The 21712-nt window shown below is 42.8% G+C and carries 16 protein-coding genes; 3 read left to right on the top strand and 13 right to left on the bottom strand.

The window, feature by feature from the left end; genetic code table 11:
• Nucleotides 1-56 precede the first annotated feature (56 nt).
• Genes ASG85_RS27700 through ASG85_RS27710 form a run of 3 tightly spaced genes read left to right on the top strand, consistent with a single transcriptional unit; the run spans nucleotide 57 to nucleotide 4476 of the window.
• Nucleotides 57-1859 carry a sensor histidine kinase gene (locus ASG85_RS27700; RefSeq protein ID WP_057305794.1) on the top strand — a complete coding sequence of 601 codons (1803 nt, stop codon included), beginning with the start codon at nucleotides 57-59 and terminating at the stop codon, nucleotides 1857-1859.
• 6 nt (nucleotides 1860-1865) lie between these two features.
• Nucleotides 1866-3512, top strand: a complete 1647-nt coding sequence (locus ASG85_RS27705) for a helix-turn-helix domain-containing protein (RefSeq protein ID WP_060648384.1) — start codon at nucleotides 1866-1868, stop codon at nucleotides 3510-3512.
• The gene (locus ASG85_RS27710; protein WP_060648385.1) at nucleotides 3499-4476 is read left to right on the top strand and encodes a sugar ABC transporter substrate-binding protein; all 978 of its coding nucleotides are present in this window, start codon (nucleotides 3499-3501) and stop codon (nucleotides 4474-4476) included. The genes ASG85_RS27705 and ASG85_RS27710 overlap by 14 nt, the downstream gene beginning before the upstream one ends.
• 31 nt (nucleotides 4477-4507) lie before the next feature.
• Here ASG85_RS27710 and ASG85_RS27715 read toward each other — a convergent pair whose 3' ends face one another.
• The 13 genes from ASG85_RS27715 to ASG85_RS27775 form a co-directional block, all read right to left on the bottom strand.
• Nucleotides 4508-7159: a glycoside hydrolase family 2 TIM barrel-domain containing protein gene (locus ASG85_RS27715; protein WP_060648386.1), complete on the bottom strand. Its 2652-nt coding sequence runs from the start codon at nucleotides 7157-7159 to the stop codon at nucleotides 4508-4510.
• Nucleotides 7156-7968, bottom strand: coding sequence for a carbohydrate ABC transporter permease (locus ASG85_RS27720; protein WP_060648387.1), 813 nt, complete (start codon nucleotides 7966-7968; stop codon nucleotides 7156-7158). The genes ASG85_RS27715 and ASG85_RS27720 overlap by 4 nt, the downstream gene beginning before the upstream one ends.
• On the bottom strand, nucleotides 7965-8894 hold the full coding sequence (locus tag ASG85_RS27725) for a carbohydrate ABC transporter permease (RefSeq protein ID WP_060648388.1): 930 nt from the start codon (nucleotides 8892-8894) through the stop codon (nucleotides 7965-7967). Before ASG85_RS27725 ends, ASG85_RS27720 begins: the two co-directional genes overlap by 4 nt.
• A gap of 68 nt (nucleotides 8895-8962) precedes the next feature.
• Nucleotides 8963-10348: an extracellular solute-binding protein gene (locus tag ASG85_RS27730; protein WP_060648389.1), complete on the bottom strand. Its 1386-nt coding sequence runs from the start codon at nucleotides 10346-10348 to the stop codon at nucleotides 8963-8965.
• Between the two features lie 175 nt (nucleotides 10349-10523).
• Complete coding sequence (locus tag ASG85_RS27735; protein WP_060648390.1) at nucleotides 10524-12227, bottom strand: sensor histidine kinase; 1704 nt, start codon at nucleotides 12225-12227, stop codon at nucleotides 10524-10526.
• Nucleotides 12228-12229: 2 nt separating this feature from the next.
• Nucleotides 12230-13783 carry a response regulator gene (locus ASG85_RS27740; RefSeq protein WP_060648391.1) on the bottom strand — a complete coding sequence of 518 codons (1554 nt, stop codon included), beginning with the start codon at nucleotides 13781-13783 and terminating at the stop codon, nucleotides 12230-12232.
• 226 nt (nucleotides 13784-14009) lie between these two features.
• Nucleotides 14010-15479 (bottom strand): sucrose phosphorylase, encoded by a 1470-nt coding sequence (gene gtfA / locus ASG85_RS27745; protein ID WP_060648392.1) that lies wholly within the window; start codon nucleotides 15477-15479, stop codon nucleotides 14010-14012.
• Between the two features lie 11 nt (nucleotides 15480-15490).
• Nucleotides 15491-16447 (bottom strand): carbohydrate kinase family protein, encoded by a 957-nt coding sequence (locus ASG85_RS27750; protein ID WP_235550236.1) that lies wholly within the window; start codon nucleotides 16445-16447, stop codon nucleotides 15491-15493.
• Between the two features lie 20 nt (nucleotides 16448-16467).
• Nucleotides 16468-17259: an alpha/beta hydrolase gene (locus ASG85_RS27755; RefSeq protein WP_060648394.1), complete on the bottom strand. Its 792-nt coding sequence runs from the start codon at nucleotides 17257-17259 to the stop codon at nucleotides 16468-16470.
• Between the two features lie 45 nt (nucleotides 17260-17304).
• Complete coding sequence (locus ASG85_RS27760) at nucleotides 17305-18111, bottom strand: Nif3-like dinuclear metal center hexameric protein (protein WP_060648395.1); 807 nt, start codon at nucleotides 18109-18111, stop codon at nucleotides 17305-17307.
• A gap of 30 nt (nucleotides 18112-18141) precedes the next feature.
• A complete protein-coding gene (locus ASG85_RS27765) occupies nucleotides 18142-19041 on the bottom strand; it encodes a carbohydrate ABC transporter permease (protein ID WP_057305808.1) in 900 nt (299 codons plus the stop codon).
• Between the two features lie 12 nt (nucleotides 19042-19053).
• Nucleotides 19054-19983: an ABC transporter permease gene (locus ASG85_RS27770; RefSeq protein WP_060648396.1), complete on the bottom strand. Its 930-nt coding sequence runs from the start codon at nucleotides 19981-19983 to the stop codon at nucleotides 19054-19056.
• Between the two features lie 62 nt (nucleotides 19984-20045).
• A complete protein-coding gene (locus tag ASG85_RS27775; RefSeq protein ID WP_060648397.1) occupies nucleotides 20046-21596 on the bottom strand; it encodes an ABC transporter substrate-binding protein in 1551 nt (516 codons plus the stop codon).
• Between the last annotated feature and the right edge of the window lie 116 nt (nucleotides 21597-21712).

Below are 21712 nucleotides of genomic sequence, written 5' to 3' on the forward strand. Positions count from 1 at the left end.
TTCATAATTTGTAATAAGATTTCGATAAGTCAGAACGAATGAAAGGTTAACCTATTATGGGTATATATCGGAAAATAACTTCTAGCCTTCGTGCCAAACTTTTGACGATGTTTGTAATACTGACTTGTCTTCCTTTAATTGTCGTAGGTCTTATTTCCTATAATAAGTCGTACAAAGTGGTATATACGAACAGTAAGTCTGCAACTATGATGCTTTCAGCACAATTAGCAACGAACATTGATAATGTATTTACAGATACGAAAAAACTCCTTGAATTAAAAAAAGATCCAAACGTCTTACATTTTTTATTTTCACAAACCTCTTCTAATTTAGATGCGCGTGAAATTTTGCAAACCATGTCATCGTATCGACAAACGTACCAATATGATAGTGTTCTTAACATCACGATGATTAACCTATATGGTCGAGGGATTAGTGAGAGGAAAGGTGTATTTCAACTAGAGAGAAACGCTTTGCGAAATCCGCATTTCGAGTATCTGATCCAACATCCAGAGGCTGTCTTGAACATTCCTCCGGTTGATCCATCTGCATTGGCACCATTGGACGGTTTTCAATATAAGAAGCAACATATTATATCGATCGTTTCTACAGTTAAACAACGAGCCACCCATGAAGTGATTGGCTTTATTATTATTGATGTCGATGACAGCATCGTGAAACAGTTTTGTGATAACGTCACGATAGGCACTAGCGGATTTTTCTATGTAGCTGATAATAATGGCAATGCTATATTTATCCCGTCCAAGGCTTCCAATTCAACTAAATGGCTGCAACACGAAGATATTCCTACAATTATTAAAAGTGAAAATAAAGAATTCATTGATAATACACAAGGAAAACCAGAGTTTATTGTAACATCCCCCTCTAAATCTACCGGTTGGAATATCGTGGGAGTCGTGCCGCTTCAAGAAATTGTTGAGGAAGCCAATTCCATTCGTCAACTCATTATCATAAGTGTTTTACTCAGTATCATCTTTGCAATCACGTTACATCTGTTCGTCTCCACGCGCTTGACAAGACCCGTGCGTATCCTAAAGAATAAAATGCAGCTCGCTGCATCTGGTTTTCTTGAAGCTAAGGTGGTGCTTGCTGGAACGGATGAAATCGCTGACTTGGGTAATAGCTTCAACATCATGATTGGGAAAATTCGCATGCTGCTTGACCAGAGTATTCGAGAACAACAGGAGATCCAAAAATCAGATCTTAGGGCACTACAAGCTCAAATTAACCCTCACTTCTTGTACAATACGCTGGATTCCATTCTTTGGCTGGCACAATCTGAAAAGAAGGATCAGGTTGTCCAGATGGTCATGGCTTTATCTAAGTTATTTCGTATTAGCTTAAGTAAAGGTAAGGATCTGATCACACTTGAGAAAGAAATTGAACATCTTCAAAGCTATCTAACCATTCAACAGATGCGGTACAGAGATATTTTAGATTATCAAATTGATATTGATTCAAGCCTGCATTCCTTACATATCCTGAAAATGACGCTACAACCCATTGTTGAAAATGCACTCTATCATGGACTTAAAAATAAGCGTGGCAAAGGTTTGATCCGAATAACAGCTGCATTGGAAGATGAAGACAATTTCTTGATAAAGGTTGAAGATAATGGGAAAGGCATTTCAGAAACTAGGCTTCAAGAGTTACGAAAAGATCTAATGGAACCTCATGTCCCACAAGTAACGGGGAATGAAGTTTCTGGAGGATTTGGATTACACAATGTGCATAGACGGATTCGTATCTATTATGGGGAAGCATATGGCGTTCAGATTAACAGCAGCGAAGGTGAAGGCACCGATGTCACCATTCGAATACCGTGTACATGGGGGTGAGTTGGAATGAAGAAAATAGTACTTGTTGACGATGAAATCCTAATTAGGGAAACCATTCGCGATTGTATCCATTGGGAAAAGGAAGGGTTTATTTATAGTGGTGATGCATCAGATGGTGAAGTTGCTCTTCCTCTCATAGAAAGGGTTCAGCCCGACATCTTAATTACCGATATCCTCATGCCTTTCATGAACGGTCTTGAATTAAGCAGCATCATGCGCAAACAATTTCCAGAAATGAAGATCATTATTATTAGTGGCCATGCCGAGTTTGAATATGCCAGAACTGCTATGCAAATTGGCGTACAAGAATACTGCTTAAAGCCAATTACCCCAACTGATCTCCTCAAGGTTCTTCACAAAGTTAGTAATGAAATTGACAAAGAACTGGAAATAAAGTCCAAGCTTCAGATGCTTAAAGACAATCAAAATGTAAATAGCAAGATAACCCAAAATAAATTATTGAATGATCTATGCAGTGGCTTTATGACCACCTCTGAAGTGATGCATCATAGTGCCGCCATTCAATTGAATATCGTAGCTCATTTTTATGTAGTTACTGTACTAGATTTACGAGATACGGAAGCGTACAAAATTGAAGATATGAATACCATGGATGAAAAGGAGCGCTTGTTGTTGGACAAGTGCTTACAAATCAGGCACCAATACAAGCAACTTATGTTTCAGCGCAGCCGCTCTGAATACGTATGGATTATTAAGGGAGCTACACTAGAGAATTTAAAACATGAATTACAACAGTTTCAGGATTTGCAAAAAGCGATCTCAGAAGAGCCCCATTCACTCCCTATCTCCATTGGTATTGGTAGTGTGCAAGATCGTCTGCAAAACGTCCACCTATCCTTTTTAGATGCTATGGAAGATGTTCATTGGCGAAGGCTATCTCGACAGAATCAGAATGTGCTTAGTGAGATGAAAACAGAAACCTTAGACCCTACGCTATTTTTAGATCGTGGCGCTTTCATGGATTTTTTGAAAATCGGGTCGCATAGCAAACTAGAAGCATTCGTTGCAGATTATGCTGCAGCCTTGGTTGACATCAATTGGCATTCAACATCCATTGGGTTTTACATTTTAAATGATGTGACCATTGAGGCATTCCGCACAAATAAAGATATGTATCGTCATCTGGCAGAGCCTGAAAAGTCCCTTCAACAATTTCAGCAAATGATTGGAACTATCCGGACTTGGGAAGAAACGTGTTCATATTTAGTTAGCTTAATCGAACAATTTTGGAGTTGGCGTTCCCGCATCTACGATAAATATAGCGATATGATAACCAAGGTCAAAGAATACATTCAGTTGAATTTTGAAAAAGATAACTTTTCTTTACAAGATGCTGCTGAGTATGTCAATTTGAGTCCGAACTACTTGAGCAGAGTATTCAGCCAAGAGACAGGTCAAACCTTCATTGAGTTTTTAACACAAATGCGCATTCGAAAAGCAATGGAACTTCTTAAAAGCACATCAGCTAAATCGTATGAAATCGCTTTTTTGGTGGGCTATAATGATCCCCACTATTTCTCAAATTTGTTCAAACGATTAACGGGTATGACCCCGAAGGAATTCAGGAAGAATGGAACTGCTGATGAAGCACTCGATATCTTGAGGGGAGAAACTCTTCATGTGGAAGATTAAATGGATGATAATCGCCTATTTGATCTTGCTAATTTTATCCGGGTGTAATGGATCAGCGTCTCCCTCCCCAGAAGTAACTTATAACGTAACGAGTACGCTCGATCCATCAGTGTCTCCTATCAAACATTCTGACCAACTCACGTTTGGAATTATTTATCCGATGGCACACCCGTTCTATGAAATGATTACTGATTCCATAGAAAAAGCTAGCAAACCCTATTCGATTCAATTAATTGTCAAAGCTCCTGATGAAATTAGTCTGGAACAACAGATGAGAATGATGGAAACCATGATTGCACAGAAGGTCAACGGAATTGCTATTGACCCCATCGATTCCGTTGCCCTCACCCCTTTAATTAATAAAGCATCACAAGCAGGTATTCCCGTCATTTGCTTTGAATCCGATGTTCCTGCTAGTAAACGATACTCCTATATAGGAAGTGATCCACTTAAAGAAGGCACTTTAATGGGGCAAATTATTGATAGAAATCTGAAAGGCAGAGGTATGATCATGATCGAGGGGAGTATGTCCGACTCTCCTCAGATCAGCCGTCGACTTGAAGGCATCATACAATATTTAAACCAAAACACCGAAATACAAGTACTTGAAACAAGATACCATCATGGTGATAACGAAAAAGCAATTTCAGATCTAGAATCCATGATCGATGAGCATCCTCATTTTGACGCACTCATCCCTTTGGATATCGTATCCAGTTCTAATGCCATTCTTGTTTGGAAATCTCAAGGTTTAAAGCGCTATGCCATTACTTTTGGTTTGACGCCTGAAGTAAAGAAAGCCTTACTAAATGGTCAAATTAACGCAGTGATTTCTGAGTATGAAGAACAGTGGGGAGTAAAAATTATCGAACAATTGCTCGCCGCGATTAAAAATGTACCTACTCCTACATGGGTCGACACTGGTTTTCAAGAGATTAAACAAAGTGATATGACCGTTGAATAATAGATGCTCCTATGCTTAAAAAACCCACAGATCAACCTGTTTTTGAAACAACAGGCTGATCTGTGGGTTTTGTAAGCAAGCTTATTGCAGCACAAAACCCCACTCTACATACTAAAAAAGAATGGGGTTCATCCACTTGACATGCACGTGTCCTCACATCTTGGCGTTCTAATCGATCTAATCCAAATTCTCTCCAAACAGCAGCAATCGATTGCCTACCTGCTAAGGCATCATCAATCCCAGTCGGCGCTCTATAAAAGTTTTCGGACATGCCGGAGTTGATTAGCAATTGCCCATCAATTACATAAGAAGATAGTAGTCCTTCCTGCTTGTCAAATGCGATAGCGAAACGCTCTCCCGAGATTTCGATCCGATCCGTTGTCTGATCTAGACGAATCGTACCACCCGCTTCTAATTTCAGCGGTCGAACCTGGTCGCTAAAAGGCAGTTCAAATTGTTCCTGACAGATTTCATATCCGTATTCAGCCCACGACAAGGCATGTTTCAAGCGAAGCGAAAGATTGAGGTAATATTCCTGCCCTATTTCACGAGCCAGACTTGTGAAAGGAACCCTGAGAACCTCGCTTTGTCCAGCAATGACATCCGGCAGTGAGAGAAGCCCGTTCTCCGTAGGGATACCGTTCTTGCAGACTTCCCAGTGTAAGTCCAGATGCGACAAGCTGGAGCTTAGATATTTATTATTAATATAAACGGTCCCCTTCGACAGATCATGAACTTTAATCGCAACAGGAGCCTGAAGCTTTTTGATTTCCAAAGCTCCTGGATGCGGCGTCAAATCCGGTTGAACAACGCCGTTCAAGCACATTTCGACCACTTCATCCGTAACGTTTTCGCCAAAATCCCCGCCGTATGCCCAGTATCGTGTTCCGTCCTCTGAGGTATGTACTAAAGCTTTATCCGACCAATCCCATACAAAGCCGCCTTGGAAGCGGGGATAGCGATCTACCATATCCCAGAACTTATAGAAATTCCCTGTGCTGTTGCTCTTCGCGTAAGCATACTCGCACATAACCATGGGGCGCAAGTCACCGGTATTTGCCATCTCTTCCTCCACCCACGATAGTGTCGGATACATCGGTGTACGAATATCGGTTATGAGTGAGCTAGAGTCACCGCTTTCATATTGAATCAACCTATACGGGTCGTAATATCGAATCCAACCGGTCATCGCTGCATGATTCATCCCGACACCGCTCTCATTGCCGAGAGACCAAAATAGAATGGATGGATGGTTTTTATCCCGCATCACCATTCGGATCGCCCGATCCAAATAGGCATGCGCCCATTCTGGATCTTTGGAGAGCAAAGATTGAATGCCATGCGTTTCTAAATTAGCCTCATCAACCAGATATAGTCCATACTCATTGCATAAATCGTACCATACAGGATCGTTCGGATAATGGCTCGTGCGAACGGCATTAAAATTAAGTCGTTTCATGGCAATGATTTCTTCTCGCATCCGCTCGCGGGAAATGGTCCTACCCGTCTCAGGATGATGTTCATGACGATTCACGCCTCGAATCACAAGGCGCTCTCCGTTCAGCGTAATAACGCCGTCCTTCGTCATTTCGATTCTTCTAAAGCCCACCCGGCAGCTCTCATAATCTACCGCCTCGCCTTGCGAATTCAGAAGCGTCAATACTAACGTGTATAAACTTGGTTCCTCAGCACTCCACTTCGTGGGCTTCGCAATCGATGCCATCAGCAAGGCGGCACCCGCTTCACGCACCCATTTGGAACGGTCATACATTGGTGAATCAGCCGAAACCTCCGCGGTCACAGCTGGGATCACATCTTCTCCTTGTGCATCCAGAAGCCGCGCTTGTACTTGGTAGTCAGCGAATCCTTCCGCGTTATTGACATAACTGTATACAATCAGCTCTCCATCCTGACAGCTCTCGTCCAGTAAAGCCATTACCTTAAAATCGCGAATTCGGATTTTAGGCTTGCTGTACAAAGTTACGGAACGATATATTCCAGATAAATGCCAGTAATCCTGGTCTTCCAAATAAGACCCGTCGCACCAGCGCATGACCTGAAGAGCGACCGTATTTTCCCCAGGCAATAAATATGTAGTCACATCGAATTCCGCACTAAGTTTACTATCCTGGGAGTAGCCTACCTTTTCCCCATTCACCCACAAGTAAAATGCCGATTCGACTCCGTCAAACTGAAGGAAAACATCTCTTTCTTTCCATGTATCAGGCACCATGAAGCTCCGTACATAACAGCCTGTCGGATTATTCGAAGGAACGAAAGGCGGACGCAGTGATAAAAATTCGTTATCGGTCACAGGTCCTTTTCTTCCCGGCTGCAGGACATGTTTATCATTCACATTACTCATATCAAAAGGAAACTTAATATTCGTGTAGATCGGGGCGTCATAACCTTGCAGCTCCCAATTGCCTGGTACACGAATCTCTTTCCAACGTGAAACATCCTCATTTACCTTATAAAAATCCTGCGGCACGGACAATGGGTTCTGTACCAGGCTGAATTTCCACAATCCATCAAGGGATTGAACGAAAGGCGAACTTGTTCGATCGCATGAAGCAGCTTCAACAAAACTAGCGTACGCACCTAAAGGAACATGCATGGGTTCCCGATTAACTTGCAGCACATGATGATTTTCCCACTCGTGCGGAGTTGAACGTATATTCATCCTTTTACAGCACCTCCAGTCAGACCGCGGACCAATGTCTTATTTCCAAAAAGGAACAAGATAATCAGTGGCAGCGTGCCTAGGCTCAGCCCTAATATACTTGCGGAATAATCGTACCTATACGCCGAGGACAGTGTTGTAATCCCTAAAGGCAATGTGAAAAGGTCCGGCTTGTTGATGGTCACTAACGGGAGCAAATAATTGTTCCACGACCATAGAAACGCCAGAAGTCCGAGCGTCGTAAGTGCCGGCATCAGGAACGGTACAACAATCCGGTAAAAGAGCTTTAATTCCCCACAACCGTCGATTCGGGCGCTTTCCAGTACCTCTGTAGGCACGGAGGATGAAGAGAATTGCGTCATGAAAAAGACCCCGAACGCATTATTGCAGGCAGCAATAATAAGCGGCATATGCGTATTATTCAAATGAAAAAACTTCATTTCAATGACATAGGCGATCATCCCTAGTTGTCCGGGTATCATCATGGTGAACAAGATAAAAAGATATAACCATTTCTTTCCTTTAAATTCAAATTTACCGAAGGCATAGCCCGTCAGAGCACTGAACGACAGTGTTAGCACTGTACTGAGGACTGCTACATAGAGACTATTCAAATAGAACAAAGGAAAATTTCCCGACATGACTTTCTTTAAGTTTTGTATAAAATAATTTCCCGGAAGGAGCACGACGCCTTGAAACAAATCATTTGCATAGTAGGTGCCCATAATGATCATATTGTAAAATGGCGAAAGCACGATCAGGCAGATCAATGTCAATCCGGTAATTACTAGCCCTTTACTCATCTTCATCGCGTGTTCTCCTCCTTGTTCATCCATTTGATGCTCAATACGGAGAATAACGCGATCACAAGAAATGTCGAGTAAGCGATGGCTGCTCCCTTACCGTATTGAAAGGAGCTTCCGCTAAAGGAGGAATCGTACATATACCAAATTGGCGTTAACGCTGCACCGTCCGGCCCGCCAACTGTCGGTGCGCCTCCCACCCAGCCGCTAAACAGCAGCATCGGTTCTTCAACCATTTGTAAGCCGCCAATAATCGAGGTAATGATCAAAAACAAGTTCATAGGCTTTAACAAAGGAATCGTAATATGAAAGAAAACTTGTCTGGCTGATGCTCCATCAACTGTAGCCGCTTCATAGATGGAAGGATCAACACTGGCCATGCCCGCTGTATAAAACATGACAAAATAGCCAAGATTTTTCCATATCACCATCACAATAATGATGCAACGAGCTAATCCCGGTTCGCCCAGCCAATTTATGTTTTCTTGAATGAGCCCGAGATGCGTCAAAATATTATTCAATATACCGCTCTGCCAGTCAAACAACAGCGAGAAAATAATCCCGACAGCTACGGGGGTTGTTAAATAAGGGCTAAAAATACTGAGACGGAAAAACGTTTTGCCTCTAGTCCATTTACTTTCGATGATACTTGCTAGGAGCATCCCGAATAAAATCAGCACCGGCAAGTAACACAACATGTAAAACATTGTATTGCCAATACTTTTCCAAAAATAGGTATCTTCAAACAAAAGCAACTTGTAATTAGCCAAGCCGATAAAGAGTCGGTCTCCCGTCAAGGTCCAATTCGTAAAGCTTATGTAAAGTGTAAATAGGATCGGAAATAAGCCGAATATCAAGTAAGTCAAATAATAAGGGGCAATGAACACATAAGGCCACTTGTTCGTTTGTTTTAAGTTGGCGGCTGACCGCATGAAAGCTCACATCCTTCATACATAATCAAATGGCAACCGGCACGCGCCGATTGCCATTTGGGCTTACGTTATTTAAAAGTCAATTCTGGGTGATTTCGTTTCAATTCCTGCTTCCACTTTTCAAGACCTGTTTCTGCCGTGAAGGTCTTATCCTTCATCATGGTCTGCGCAACCAATGTTGAAGCATTATAAATGTCATTATCATATTTGGTCACAGGCTTGCTTTTTAAAGTAGGAAGCACTTTGGTGTTCCAGAACAAGCCAAGATCCTGACCGCCAAAGTAAGCGTCTGCTCCCGTGGATAAGTTCGCTGAATCGGTGAACACCGATTTCATTGGCACATAATAATCAAGCGATGTTTTATTCACTTCTTGGCCTTCTTTGGTCGTATAATACCACTTCAGGAACGTCCATGCTGCGTCTTTGTTTTTACTGCTCTTCGTAATACCCAATGACGTTCCTCCATAACTGAATCCACCTGCAGGAGGAACCATAATACCCCAGCGACCATTGCTGTCCTTATCGTTAGCTTTAATGACATACTTTGGAGACCAGTTCGCCGCAGGATAGAAGATGACATCGTCTTTTGTGTAAGAAGCGTTCCAAGTTGGCGACCACATATCCAGCTTCTGGTCAATTCCGGCATCGCGAATAGCCTGAACTTTTTTCAAAACGGTTAGGAACTCTGTGCTGTTTACTTCCGTTCCTTTAATGATCGGTGTAGCGTCTTGTGGATACAATGTCGTATAGGCGTCTACGAGACCTGCGATCATAGAAACTTTACCGTTGCTTTTCTCCTTCACTTCTTTGCCCTTGGCGATGAACGTATCCCAATCAGGGAACATCGCACTTAATTGATCGGGATCATCCGTTCCGAAATATTGCTTGGCCAGATTACGTTTATATGCGAATCCGCCTGGCGACACAGCCCATTCCAAGCTGACAAGCTCCCCTTTATCGTTCATCGTTTGCGGAATAACATAATCCAAAAGCTTAGATTTATCAAAATTATAAGGTGCCTTCGTCAAATCATCCAAGATGTTAAGCGAATAAAGCGAACCCCGTGCATTGATTTCACCGAAAACAATATCAGGCAATTCAGAACCTGCAGCAACGGAAGTTTGTACCTTCTTGACATAGTCCGCTGCAGCGACTTGCACGAAATTCAATTTAATATTGGGATATAGTTTATTAAAAGCTTCTTGGGCTGGTTTATAGAAACCGCTGTCCCAATACCACATGTTTACTGTACCTGACATATTTTTGTCGTCTCCAGCCCCTGCTCCCCCGCTGCCGGATGGTGAAGCTTTCGGCGTAGCTTCCGCTTTCTTGCCCGAATCTGGCGTGCTGGCAGCATTTTTATTATCGGAGCTGCAAGCGCTTAAAACCAAAGAAAAGAGTAACATTATGCCCATCAAGAACGGTAATGCTCGATAGTTTTTTGGCCTATTCAATTGGTATTCCCCCTGAAATTGGTTGATTTGGGACTTGGAGTTTCACTATAAAAGGCGCCTCTCGTATGTGCGTCTCCTTGTCTCTCATAACTATACTTCCAGCCGATGAAACGCAAAAGTATACAAACCGTTCATTTTGTTTAAAATGTGATGCAATGTGTTCAGTTTCACCAATTCACAGCATTTCCTCATTCGTCAAAGGCAGCACCATGATTGCAGCCGTTCCTTTGCCTTCTTCGCTAACCATCTCCAATCCATATTGATCTCCGCATAAATAACGAATTCGTTCTTGAATATTCCGAAGTCCGACCTGCTTAAACTTGCCTTGGCGCCTAAAGGACGGAGCGTTTTGGAAAATACTAGCAACCCTGTCGGCACTCATTCCTTGCCCATTATCCTGAACTGAAATTTTCAGTCGATCCTCCCCGCAACGTTTCATTTGGACAGTAATGATTCCTACTTCATCCATACCTGCAACCCCATGGAAAATCGCATTTTCCACCAAAGGTTGCAGACAGCTTTTCGGAATACAAATAGAATCCAAGCCATCCTCTATATCCCATCGAAGATCGAATCTATCCGCATAACGATAACGTTGAATTCGGACATAATGATCGATAAGTTCTTTTTCTCGAGAAAGCGTTGTCAATACGCCTGTCTCTTCAATTTGTACGGCATCCTGCAGAATACCGATAAACGACTCCACCATCTCCTCGATCTCTTGATGCTTTTGTTTCCTCGATAAATAGACCACTGTATTCAACGTATTGTAAATGAAGTGCGGATTAATTTGAGCAAACAATAATTCCGCGGATACACGTCGTTTCCAAGCTTCCTGCTCGGCCTTTTCCTTCATCTGCAGTTGAATGTTTTGCAGCATTAACTCAAAACCGTTTTTGAGCACAGCCAACTCGTCTTTACTATGGAAGGACAGATGGATATTGTAGTTCCCCATGGAGACTTGTTTCATCGCTTTAGACATTTGTGAAATTGGCTTCGTAATCGTCGAAATAATCGGCACAAACATCAATAAACAAAAGACCAGACACAAAACGAGAAAAGCGATACCGTAAAAAATAACACTCTCAATCTTGTGATAAAACTGCTCTCGGGATGTATAGGTCATTATGGACCATGGTACCGCACTTAAGGTCTCTTTGAAGACAAAGCCGTGTTTATTAAGCAGCTTGAGTGCTTCCGGCTCTTGGGAATCCGTTGGCATTCCGTTGTTTAACAGCATGGTTCCGTCTTTTCGCATCCATGCATATTTATCAAAAGAAAGGTGAAGCGAGCCCACAACCTGTTCGAAAGCCTCATAATTAATATTCAGCAGCAGAACGCCGCCTGTAGGAAACAGTATGTAAAAACTGATGACCTTCGTTTTCTTCAAATTTTGAAGTACGTGCGGAACCGTGAAGCCGCTCTTCTCGCCGGTCTGGATCGCCTCCTGATACCAAGGCTTTTTTAACTCATCATCATAATAACTGTCAAGCGAAAATGGGGACCAGAACACTTTGCCGTCGGATCGAACGATAGCCATCGAATCCAAATAATTTCGCAGTACGTTAAACTTGAGCAGCTGCCGATTCACATCTGAATACGCCAAAAGCTCATCATAGACGGATTCATAAGACAGCTTATTTGAGAACGTTTGCAAGAGTTCGTCATTCACAATATTCCCGGCATATTTTTCTATATCGTCTACCAATTGGTTCATTTGATTCACAGTCTGCTGTAAATAGATATCGTTATCGTGAATCGTTTGATTTTCAAGTATGAAAAAAAAACGCCAATACGCCAACAAACTGCTGAGCGTTAACGATACGATGACGATCAGAACCACGCTTCCCAGTATTTTGTTCTTGATGCTGCGGTTCATGCTTACCCTCCAACTCGGTCTTTGTATTCACTCGGATAAGTGTCGGTCATTTTTTTAAACACTTGGCTGAAATATTGGCTCGTTTGGTATCCGACTAAAGTCGATATTTCGTAAATTTTCAAATCATCCTTCTTCAATAGCTCCTTAGCCTTTTCAATTCTGAATTCCGTGATAAAGTCGGATAACGTCTTATTCATTTCTTTTTTGAATGTCTTTCTAAGATGGATGCTGCTGATATTGATATTAGCAGCAACGGATTCAACGGAGAGATCCGACTCGCCATAATGATGTTTCACATATTCAACCGCTTTCACAACCCAACGGGAATGAACATTGGCGGTGAGTTCGTCAATGGCTAATTGATCGTTAATTTCTCTTATGAACAACTGTAGGATCGTAGTTGCATCTGTCCCCAACGGCAACGTGGGATCGATTGCAAAACGATCCTGCATGTACTTGCCAAGTTCCCTAATGACAAACCTGATCGCTAGGATATGTTTATGACCGATAAGCGAAACCGTAAACAGCTTCTCCAGAACCTCAATCGCCGCATCTCGATTGCAAAGTTCTATTTCATTCTTGATGGCTTGAACTGCCTTTTGGCTAGCTTCAAGAGGCTCATCGCGAAGTCCTGACTGAGCTTGCTCTACCGAAAAAAGTGCTCGTGCCGGAAAAAACATAGCGTAATCATAGGTCGCCTTCAAAGCCTGATAGGCAGTTGGAATCGTTTGACTGCTCGTACATAAGGCAATGGACAGGCTGACAGGAACCTTTTCAATGGTAGAAATAGCCTTTTGAATGAAGCCAGCAACCTTGTAAGCCTCATTCCAACAAAATAGCGTACTCTGAGGATTAGGAAGCTGAAGAATCAGTGCATACCCTTCATTCCCATCCTCAACTGCCTCAAACCAGCGGGACTCCCCCTCATCTTGCATCATGGAAGTCACAAGTTGCCAAACCTGCTCAGGCTGCTGGATCTGCCCGCAGCGTTTTCCCCCATTCAAGAGATAGGTCGGCCCCACTTCAAAATAAAATAAGGCAGAACTTCCCTGTAGGACTTGGTTTACTTCACGGGCAGCTGGAGAATTCGAATCGTGAGGCTCCGCGAGCCATTTTCCATGAAGTACATCTAACAACAACTGCTTCTTAACGTTTTTCCAGATGGCTTGTTCATCGGCCAAAGATTGCTTGATCGCGAGCAATTGGTTCAAAAGCCGATTTTGACTAATCTCATGCTTTAATACATAGTGAGCTGCTTTTAATTCTAAGGCTTGTCTTACGTAATCGAAATCACGATAAGCCGTTAAGAAGACTATGCGTGTTCCCGGCTCTGTTTCCAAAATGCGCTTGCTGAGCTCCAAACCGTCTATATGAGGCATGGAAATATCAGAGATTACGATTTTCGGTCTTTTCTTTTCAAACCATTCCCATGCTTTCCGAGGATCCGTCGTTTGTATGACAACTTCAAAGCCATGTTCGTGCCAATCTATGATATCAGCGACATTTTCCAAGGCCATCGGCTCATCGTCAACCAACATAACACTGATGAGTTCCACTTGTTATGCATCCCCTCTCAAATAGAGACTACTATATAATCGAAAAAAGCATTCCTCTTATTAGAAGAACACTTATAACTACGAGCTAGATGTGTATGACTATATAGTAGAAATAAAAGAAGAACAATACCATTTATCGATCTTTTTGTATAATAATCGATGGTTATCACTTTCAGAGTAAAGAGGCGTATACCTGTTTGGTATGCGCCTCCGATTCTACCTTGAACTATACGGCATATTGGGTTAATTCACCGTTCTCGCCGATGTATTCAATCATTGTCTTGCAAGTTTGCAGATCTATAAAGAGCCGGCACTCCTTATCGTCCTTGCGCCAAGCCAACCGAACTTCATCTTGCGCCGAAGGAATAACAACAAACTCGCCGCCAAAAGCATCATATTCATTTCTGAACCGAATGAGCGTAATCAATCTTTGGACAACTTCATTCTCTAGCGACTGTTCAATTTCATCAAGGCTGAAGTTATGCCGGTTGATTTCTCTTCCTTCACCGGTCCTCATTACGCCCTCAAGATCGTTTTCTCCCGCCAGCAGTCCGACATAGTAGACTTGAGGGATTCCCGGCACAAAGAATTGGATAGCTCTTGCCGCTAAATAGGCATCGTCGTCACATCCGAGAACGGAGTAAAAAGAACATCTGATTTGATGAACATCGAAACCATCTTCTGCCTTATGCTGATCGGATACAATAAGACTAAGATTTGATCCTCTTTCCAAGCATAGATCCACCAATTTTCTTGCTTCTTTCGTATTAATCAAATCGTCCATGTCCGGCTTTACAGGTATACCATCGTGACAGTCAAGCATAGTAAACTGTTTATCAGGACGAGTCTTCAAATACTGATTGAGACGCTCGTTAGATTTATGTACCAAAGTATCGAGGACCGTATATGGCAGTATAAAATCGTAAATCCAGCAGCCATGTTCAGCAAGCTTGTACTGAATGGTGTAATGAGCGTGAACCTCAGGTAGTAATTCGATGTCCAGCGCTTTCGCAACTGCCATCATCCAATCAAGAAATTCGTAGATGTCCGGCTCGACAAAAAAACAGCTTGTTCCCAGCTTCTTTATCATGTATCCGACTGCATCCAAACGAACGATTTTGACATTCTGCTGCTTGAAATTATTGAAAATATCGACCAGCAACTGCTTTACACCATATGACCGAATATCTAGATCAATCTGTTCGGATGGATCCTGCTTGCCGAATGTCGTCCACACCTTCTCTTCCTCACCGGTTTCTTCAATGGTAAAAGTAGAATAAGGAACCGGTCTGCGCAGAAACATGTTGTCAATATCTTCTTGAACAGGCTTGCCATCCTCCCATATTTTATCCAAGGTTAGAAAGAAGTCGGCATATTCCGATTGACGCCCCTTTCTGAGGAAATCCTGGAAATATTCGGACTGCCTTGAAATATGGTTAACCATCACATCGACCAATATATCGAACCGTTCTCCAATGGCTCTAATATCGTCCCATGTGCCGAAGCTCGGCTCAATTTCAAGGTAGGTGAGCGGGGCAAAGCCTCTGTCTCCGGAAGACGGGAAAGGAGGCAAAATATGAACGCCGCCCCTAAACACATCAGAAAAATGTTGAAAGAGCACCTGCTTCAGCGTCTTCAAATCACCGCCCAAGGAATCGGGATACGTGATCAACTGCACTTGATTTTTTACTGACATAAAATAATCCCCTATAGTCCGTATTTTTCTTTGATAAACTCCAGATGCGGTAAATCCACTATGGCTCCGGTGTACTTTAATTTATAGGCACTGACGGCAAATCCCAGGGAAAGAGCTTGTTTCAACGGATAACCTTTGACGAGCGCCGTATAAAATCCTGACCAAAATGCATCTCCGGCTCCAGTAGTATCAACAACCTGAGTAGCTAGAGAGTTGAATGCAAGCGTCTCTTTTCCATTTGAAACGAGGGCGCCATCCTTCCCTAATGTCAAAATAACCAGCTTTGCACCCAGTTCTAAGAAATAATCGAGATAACGCTCAGGTTCCGCTTTCCCAAACAATCTCTCCGCATCATCCTCTGAAGGCTTGACAATATCAACTTTACCGATGATAGATTTTACATAGTCAATCCCATTCTCGCCCTTTTGCCATATCATCGGATGATAGTTAGGGTCGAAACCTGTCAAAATACCGTGTTTTCGCACCGTATCCATCACACTTTCGATTGTATAGCGGGACGGAATCCTTGATATAGGCCAACAGGAGAAATGGACGATTTTGGAGTAAATTATGGCTTCCTCCAGCCCGGATGTATAAACTAATTGATAATCCGCCCCCCGATAAAATATCGGAATCGGTGTAGAAACACTTTTGGTTACAACCACCATGCTCGTTGAATCATCGACACGTTGAATGAGATCCGTAGCGATACCCGCTTGCTGCAGTTGATCGACGAGAAATCTGCCCAACCCGTCATCTCCGACTGCAGAAGCTACAAGAGGGGTGATCCCTAATTTTTTTACATTTAATGCAATATTGGAAGGAGAACCCCCAAATAACTTTTGGTACGTATCACATGTATCGCTATCGTCATATTCCGTTGTCATCATATCGATAAGAAGCTCGCCAACAGTCAAAACATCGTGCTTCTTATCGCTTAACGGTATGCTAGCCTCGAATTCAAACACGTTTGCCATCTCCTGATTCTTTATTGAATCGCCCACAATATAGCTTTTTCAATGTATTCATTCCAAAAGTCCCAGGTATGTCCCCCCTGGCTTTCCACATATGTATGCTCAACCTGTTCCGAAACTAAAAAATCATGAAATCTCTGATTGACGTCCAGTAAAAAATCTTCTGTACCGCAAGCCATGTAGATCGCTGGAATCGCCGACTTCTTCTCTTTCAAGCCCAGGGCCAGAGCCTCCGGGTCTTTATCGCTTCCTTGAAGCTGATCCAAGTCGCCGAATACTCTCGTAAAATATTTATAGTCCGCTATGCCGTCCGTATAGTCGCTACTTGCGTTAGCAATCTTATAGGTAATAATGGCCGAAGACAAAGCGATAATCTGGCTAAAATGCTCTGCATATTTGAAGCCGTTCCGAATGGCTCCGTACCCGCCCATGGATAAACCTCCAATAAAGGTATCTTCCCTTTGATCGGATAGCGGGAACATTTTCCGTGTAAACTCCACCAGTTCTTTTCCGACGTATTCTCCGTATAATGACCCTTTATCTACATCATCCAGATAAAAGTGGTTTTCCCCGGCCGGCATAAAAACCGCAATACGGTGTTTGTCGGATAACTCCCGAATTCTCGAGAAGCTGATCCAATCTGAATGGCTCCCTGAATATCCGTTCAACAAATAGAGCGCTTTAAGCGGCTTCTTCTCTGCTTTTGGCATTCCCGGAAAATCAAAATCATCCAACGGAACAAGCGCATTGAACGTGACTTCTCTCCGTAAAGCCTTCGAGTAAAAATGAACCTGCAGTGTCGCCATTGTATCCATTCTCCTTTTCTCTCATTTAAGGACTATGCCCTCGTCTTACAGATAAAGAAACGGCTCCTTCGCATCGACAAAAGTAACCGGGAGTCCACCAGCCAACGGCTTCAGCCACTCGGCCATAAACTTCATTCCCCATTCCTCGCTCCGCTCATGGCCTATGACGATCATCGCTTTTTGAAGTCCGAGCATACGAGCATCGTTGACATAGGCGCAAAGTGTCCATTCCACGATTTCACCGCAGACGATGACATCCAGGTTCTTATTTCGCATCAGTTCCATAGGCATTTGCTCTCTACCAAGACCCAAACTGCCTCCGCCTACCAAAATTCCGACTCTGGAACACTTCATCTCGAGATCGCCTACGATTTGTAGGACATTCATCCCCAATTTATCTTTAAAGAAGCCGGACAACTCAGTCAAAGTGACCTCGGCAATTTGGTACGTGTGCGGCGGATGCTTTTCCAGCAAATTGTCTTCCCAGCCGAGCTCCTTAATCAGTCCATCATAAATTCGGTCCGTCTTTGCCATGTGCATATAATCATGGTAGCGCCAGACCGCAATCTGGTGATCCTCTAACAATTTTCGCTTTGCCTGATATACAGGGTCGTCTTGGAGCCAGTCCAATTCATCTATCCCTGTATAGAAGGTAGGCTCGTGTGTAATAATCATATTAGCCCCGCAAGCGATAGCCTGATGAATCACATCGACGGTTGCCATAAACGTCGTTACAATACCGGTTACCTCTGTATCCGGACTTCCGGATACGAGTACATCTCCTGTTTTTTCCAGCCTGAAAGTGCCGCAAGAATCCGAAATAACTGCATCAATTACCTGTTGAACATTCATGCCATACCCCTCCTTCGTTTCATAACGTGATTAACCTTTTACGGCACCGACAACGACGCCCTTGGTCAAATATTTCTGCAAAAAAGGCAGTACGATCAAGATGGGCACGATTCCGACAACCCCCATAGCCATACGTACCGCTGTGGTCGGAAGCTCGGCTGCACCGGCGCCTAGCAAGCTGCTTGCCTGGCTCGATTTTAAAAACTGAATATTATTCATCAAACGGATCAACAAATTCTGAATGCCATAATACTGAGGCTTCGTGACGAAGTATAAAGCATTAATCCAATCGTTCCAGTAGGCAAGTCCAGTAAACAAACCGACCGTTGCCATAACCGGAACCGAAAGCGGCAGCATAATGCTGTAGAATGTTCTTATTTCGCTAGCTCCGTCGATTTGAGCCGATTCGATAAGCGCAGCAGGCACATTATGCTTATAGAAATTCCTTACCAGCAGAACATTGAAACCATTCATTAGCAAATTCGGTACGATCAATGCGGCTAACGTATCCTTAATCGCAAACACTTTGGTCCACATCATGTAGGAAGGTACGATGCCTCCGTTAAACAACATGGTGAAAAATACGAGAAATGCAAGGACATTATGATACTTGAAATCTTTCCGCGACATTGGATAGGCAAGCATAGCCGTAATGGCAAGGCTGATGACGGTACCGACAACAGTCACAAAAATCGAGACTCCGTATGCTCTCACAAAGGTCGACATATTGCTGAACAAGTATACGTAGGCATCGATGCTCATTTTATTTGGGAAATAGCTATATCCGTCTCTTATTAGCGTCTTTTCATCGGTAAACGATGCCAGCAGCATCAATATAAAAGGTAAAAAAGCAAAAACGGTCACCAAGGTCATTGCTGCTGCAGAGAATATCGTAAATGCCCGTTCTCCTCTTGATTGTAAACTCGTCATGATGGATCCCCCCTAAAACAGTGCATTGTCGGAATTTACTCTCCTTACAATGCCATTGGCTACAATGACAAGAATAAGGCCTACCAATGACTGATAAAGACCAGCCGCCGCCGACATGCCAATATCGTTAACCTGCATGAGAGCACGATAAACATAAGTATCAATGGTTTGTGTCGTGCTGTATAAAGCACCCGCATTCAAAGGTACTTGATAAAAGAGTCCGAAATCGGAATTGAATATTCTTCCTACAGACATTAAACCTAGTAAGATAATAGTTGGCGTAAGCAAAGGCAAGGTGATCATAAAAATTTGTCTGAGTTTGCCTGCGCCGTCAATTTTAGCGGCTTCATAAATACTTTTATCGATTCCTGCAATAAATCCGAAGTAAACGATTGAACCGTATCCCGCCGTCTTCCAAAGCTGTATGATAACAAGGATGAATGGCCAATATTTAGACTCCGAATACCAATTGATAGCCGGTATGCCAAGCGGCTCTAAAATCGAATGGTTGATAAACCCGCTGTCGGCATTCAAGTAAGCAAATGCGAGAAAAGATACGATGACCATAGATACCAGGTTCGGAAGAACTAAACCGGACTGGAAAAACTTCGAATAAAACTTATTCAACAGCTCTGCCATCAGAATCGCGATGAATATAGAAACGATGGTTCCGAGAATGATAAATGCGACGTTGTAAAGAATCGTATTTCTTGTCATTATCCACGCATCGGAAGTCCGGAATAAAAACTCGAAATTTTTCAACCCGACCCAATCGCTTCCGAATAGGCCTTTGGCAAAATCTACATCTTTGAAGGCGATAAATACTCCAAACATCGGAATGTAATTATTGATCAACAAGTATAACAAGCCGGGAGCCGCAATCAGTAAAAGCGGCAACGTATTGCTAACTTTCTTCCTGTATTTTTTTATTGGCTTCTCCATGCCACTCCCCCCCTAAGGAAGACAGAATGGAGCAGTTTCCGGCTCCATTCCTCACCATTTTTTTATTTTTTCTGCTCAGCAATCCATTTGTCCAGTTGCTCCTGCTTTTTCTGAATGATGGTTTGCGCCCCTGCATCATTCAATGCTTTTACAAATTTGGGAATGGTTGTTTCCGGATCCAATACGCCAGTAATCAAACCAGGAATGTATTGATTAACCACATTGTTTACTGTACTTAACTCCGTTTTTACGGAAGATTGGTCGAAGATGAATCCAAAGTATGGCGACCTCTTCGTTTCTTTGTTCTCCTTCAGTTTAAATTCGGTATCCTTCCAATCCGTGCCTTCAATTTGATACTGAAGCGACTCAGAGCCGAGAATACCGGAAGATAGCTGTGCCGTATACGGTACGGTTGCAGCATCTTTTCCATCCGGATATTTAACGTGGTGATCGTCCACCTTTACATAGTCCCGACCTTCGACCCCATAAAGCATCGTATTTAATAGATCCTTATCCGTATAGGTTAAATTCAAGAGTTTCATAGCAGCCTCAGGTACTTTGGTCGTACTTGACATCATCCATACAACGAAGTCTACAGCTTGCGTATCAAAATAAAATGGAGAAATCCGTTTCATAACGATATTTTTACCAGTCTGAGCGCTTAATGCTTTGCCGGCTTCCATACCGCTATAACCACCCAGAGTGGAAAATCCGCGTCCCGACGAAGCCAAGTCAGCAAAGTTTGTTGAGGTTGTGGCTGCATCTTTTTGCAAATAGCCTTTCTTGTACCAATCTCTCATCATGTTAACGCCGTTTTTAAAAATATCCGTTTCATAAAGATTGACTACTTTATTGCTATTTCCTACAACTACCCCGATTCCTGATTCATCGGTTAACAGATCGATGTCATTTGTTCCTCTTAATAGTCTAACCAGATTGGTATCGCTTGGATTGACATTAATCGGAGCGAAAGGCACGACATCCGGGTGCTTTTTCATCAAAGCGTCGAATATTTTTGGCAAATCATTGACCGACTTCATATCATCTGCTGTAAAACCCGTTTCTTTTAACAAATCGGCGTTATATACAAAGTTTAGCGGAACCGACATCCCTTTATTGGCGGGAATTCCATAAATATGCCCGTTCATCGTTGTTGCTTTCAGCAGTCCTTCACCGAAGTCTTTGTCCAGAATCGTTTTTGTTTCCTGGCCGTATTTGCTGATTAAATCCTCCAGCGGATAGAGCTGTTTTTTAGCAGCATAACTTGGGAATTGGCCTGGGCTGGTGAACAAATCCAACTGCTCGCCGCTTTGAAGCGCCAAATTTACTTTTTGCCCGTAGTCTGCAGGCCCGTACACTTTAAAGTCCACTTGCACATTAATTTTCTTTGTTGTAATTTTGTTGATCGCGTCGTTAATGTTGCTCATATCATCGGGAATTTTATTGAATGACGGCAAGGCTATAACAACCTTTTCCATCTTGCTGCTGGTCCCACCCGACTTAGAACCGGTTGTTTCGGTCGAATTGCCAGTTCCGGTCGTGCAAGCTGTCAGAACGGTGCCGAACAGTGCTACAGACATGACTGATGCTAAGATACCCCTTGTCCTTTTCATATTTTGAAGCCTCCTGAAGTAGTTTCTGAATACGATTTCATTTTAATCCTTATCGGTATGTTAATCTTTAAAAAATCAGCGCTTTTTTTTTGAAAATCAGTGATGTCGCCAAAAGA

The organism is Paenibacillus sp. Soil724D2 (assembly GCF_001427935.1).
Taxonomy (GTDB): domain Bacteria; phylum Bacillota; class Bacilli; order Paenibacillales; family NBRC-103111; genus Paenibacillus_E.

Excerpts from the sequence above, each read along its gene's own strand:
- gtfA (WP_060648392.1), bottom strand. The coding sequence starts at position 15,479 with ATGTCAGTAAAAAATCAAGTGCAGTTGATCACGTATCCCGATTCCTTG.
- ASG85_RS27715 (WP_060648386.1), bottom strand. The coding sequence starts at position 7,159 with ATGAATATACGTTCAACTCCGCACGAGTGGGAAAATCATCATGTGCTG.
- ASG85_RS27720 (WP_060648387.1), bottom strand. The coding sequence starts at position 7,968 with ATGAAGATGAGTAAAGGGCTAGTAATTACCGGATTGACATTGATCTGC.
- ASG85_RS27775 (WP_060648397.1), bottom strand. The coding sequence starts at position 21,596 with ATGAAAAGGACAAGGGGTATCTTAGCATCAGTCATGTCTGTAGCACTG.
- ASG85_RS27705 (WP_060648384.1), top strand. The coding sequence starts at position 1,866 with ATGAAGAAAATAGTACTTGTTGACGATGAAATCCTAATTAGGGAAACC.
- ASG85_RS27765 (WP_057305808.1), bottom strand. The coding sequence starts at position 19,041 with ATGACGAGTTTACAATCAAGAGGAGAACGGGCATTTACGATATTCTCT.
- ASG85_RS27735 (WP_060648390.1), bottom strand. The coding sequence starts at position 12,227 with ATGAACCGCAGCATCAAGAACAAAATACTGGGAAGCGTGGTTCTGATC.
- ASG85_RS27770 (WP_060648396.1), bottom strand. The coding sequence starts at position 19,983 with ATGGAGAAGCCAATAAAAAAATACAGGAAGAAAGTTAGCAATACGTTG.
- ASG85_RS27700 (WP_057305794.1), top strand. The coding sequence starts at position 57 with ATGGGTATATATCGGAAAATAACTTCTAGCCTTCGTGCCAAACTTTTG.
- ASG85_RS27710 (WP_060648385.1), top strand. The coding sequence starts at position 3,499 with ATGTGGAAGATTAAATGGATGATAATCGCCTATTTGATCTTGCTAATT.
- ASG85_RS27725 (WP_060648388.1), bottom strand. The coding sequence starts at position 8,894 with ATGCGGTCAGCCGCCAACTTAAAACAAACGAACAAGTGGCCTTATGTG.
- ASG85_RS27760 (WP_060648395.1), bottom strand. The coding sequence starts at position 18,111 with ATGAATGTTCAACAGGTAATTGATGCAGTTATTTCGGATTCTTGCGGC.
- ASG85_RS27755 (WP_060648394.1), bottom strand. The coding sequence starts at position 17,259 with ATGGCGACACTGCAGGTTCATTTTTACTCGAAGGCTTTACGGAGAGAA.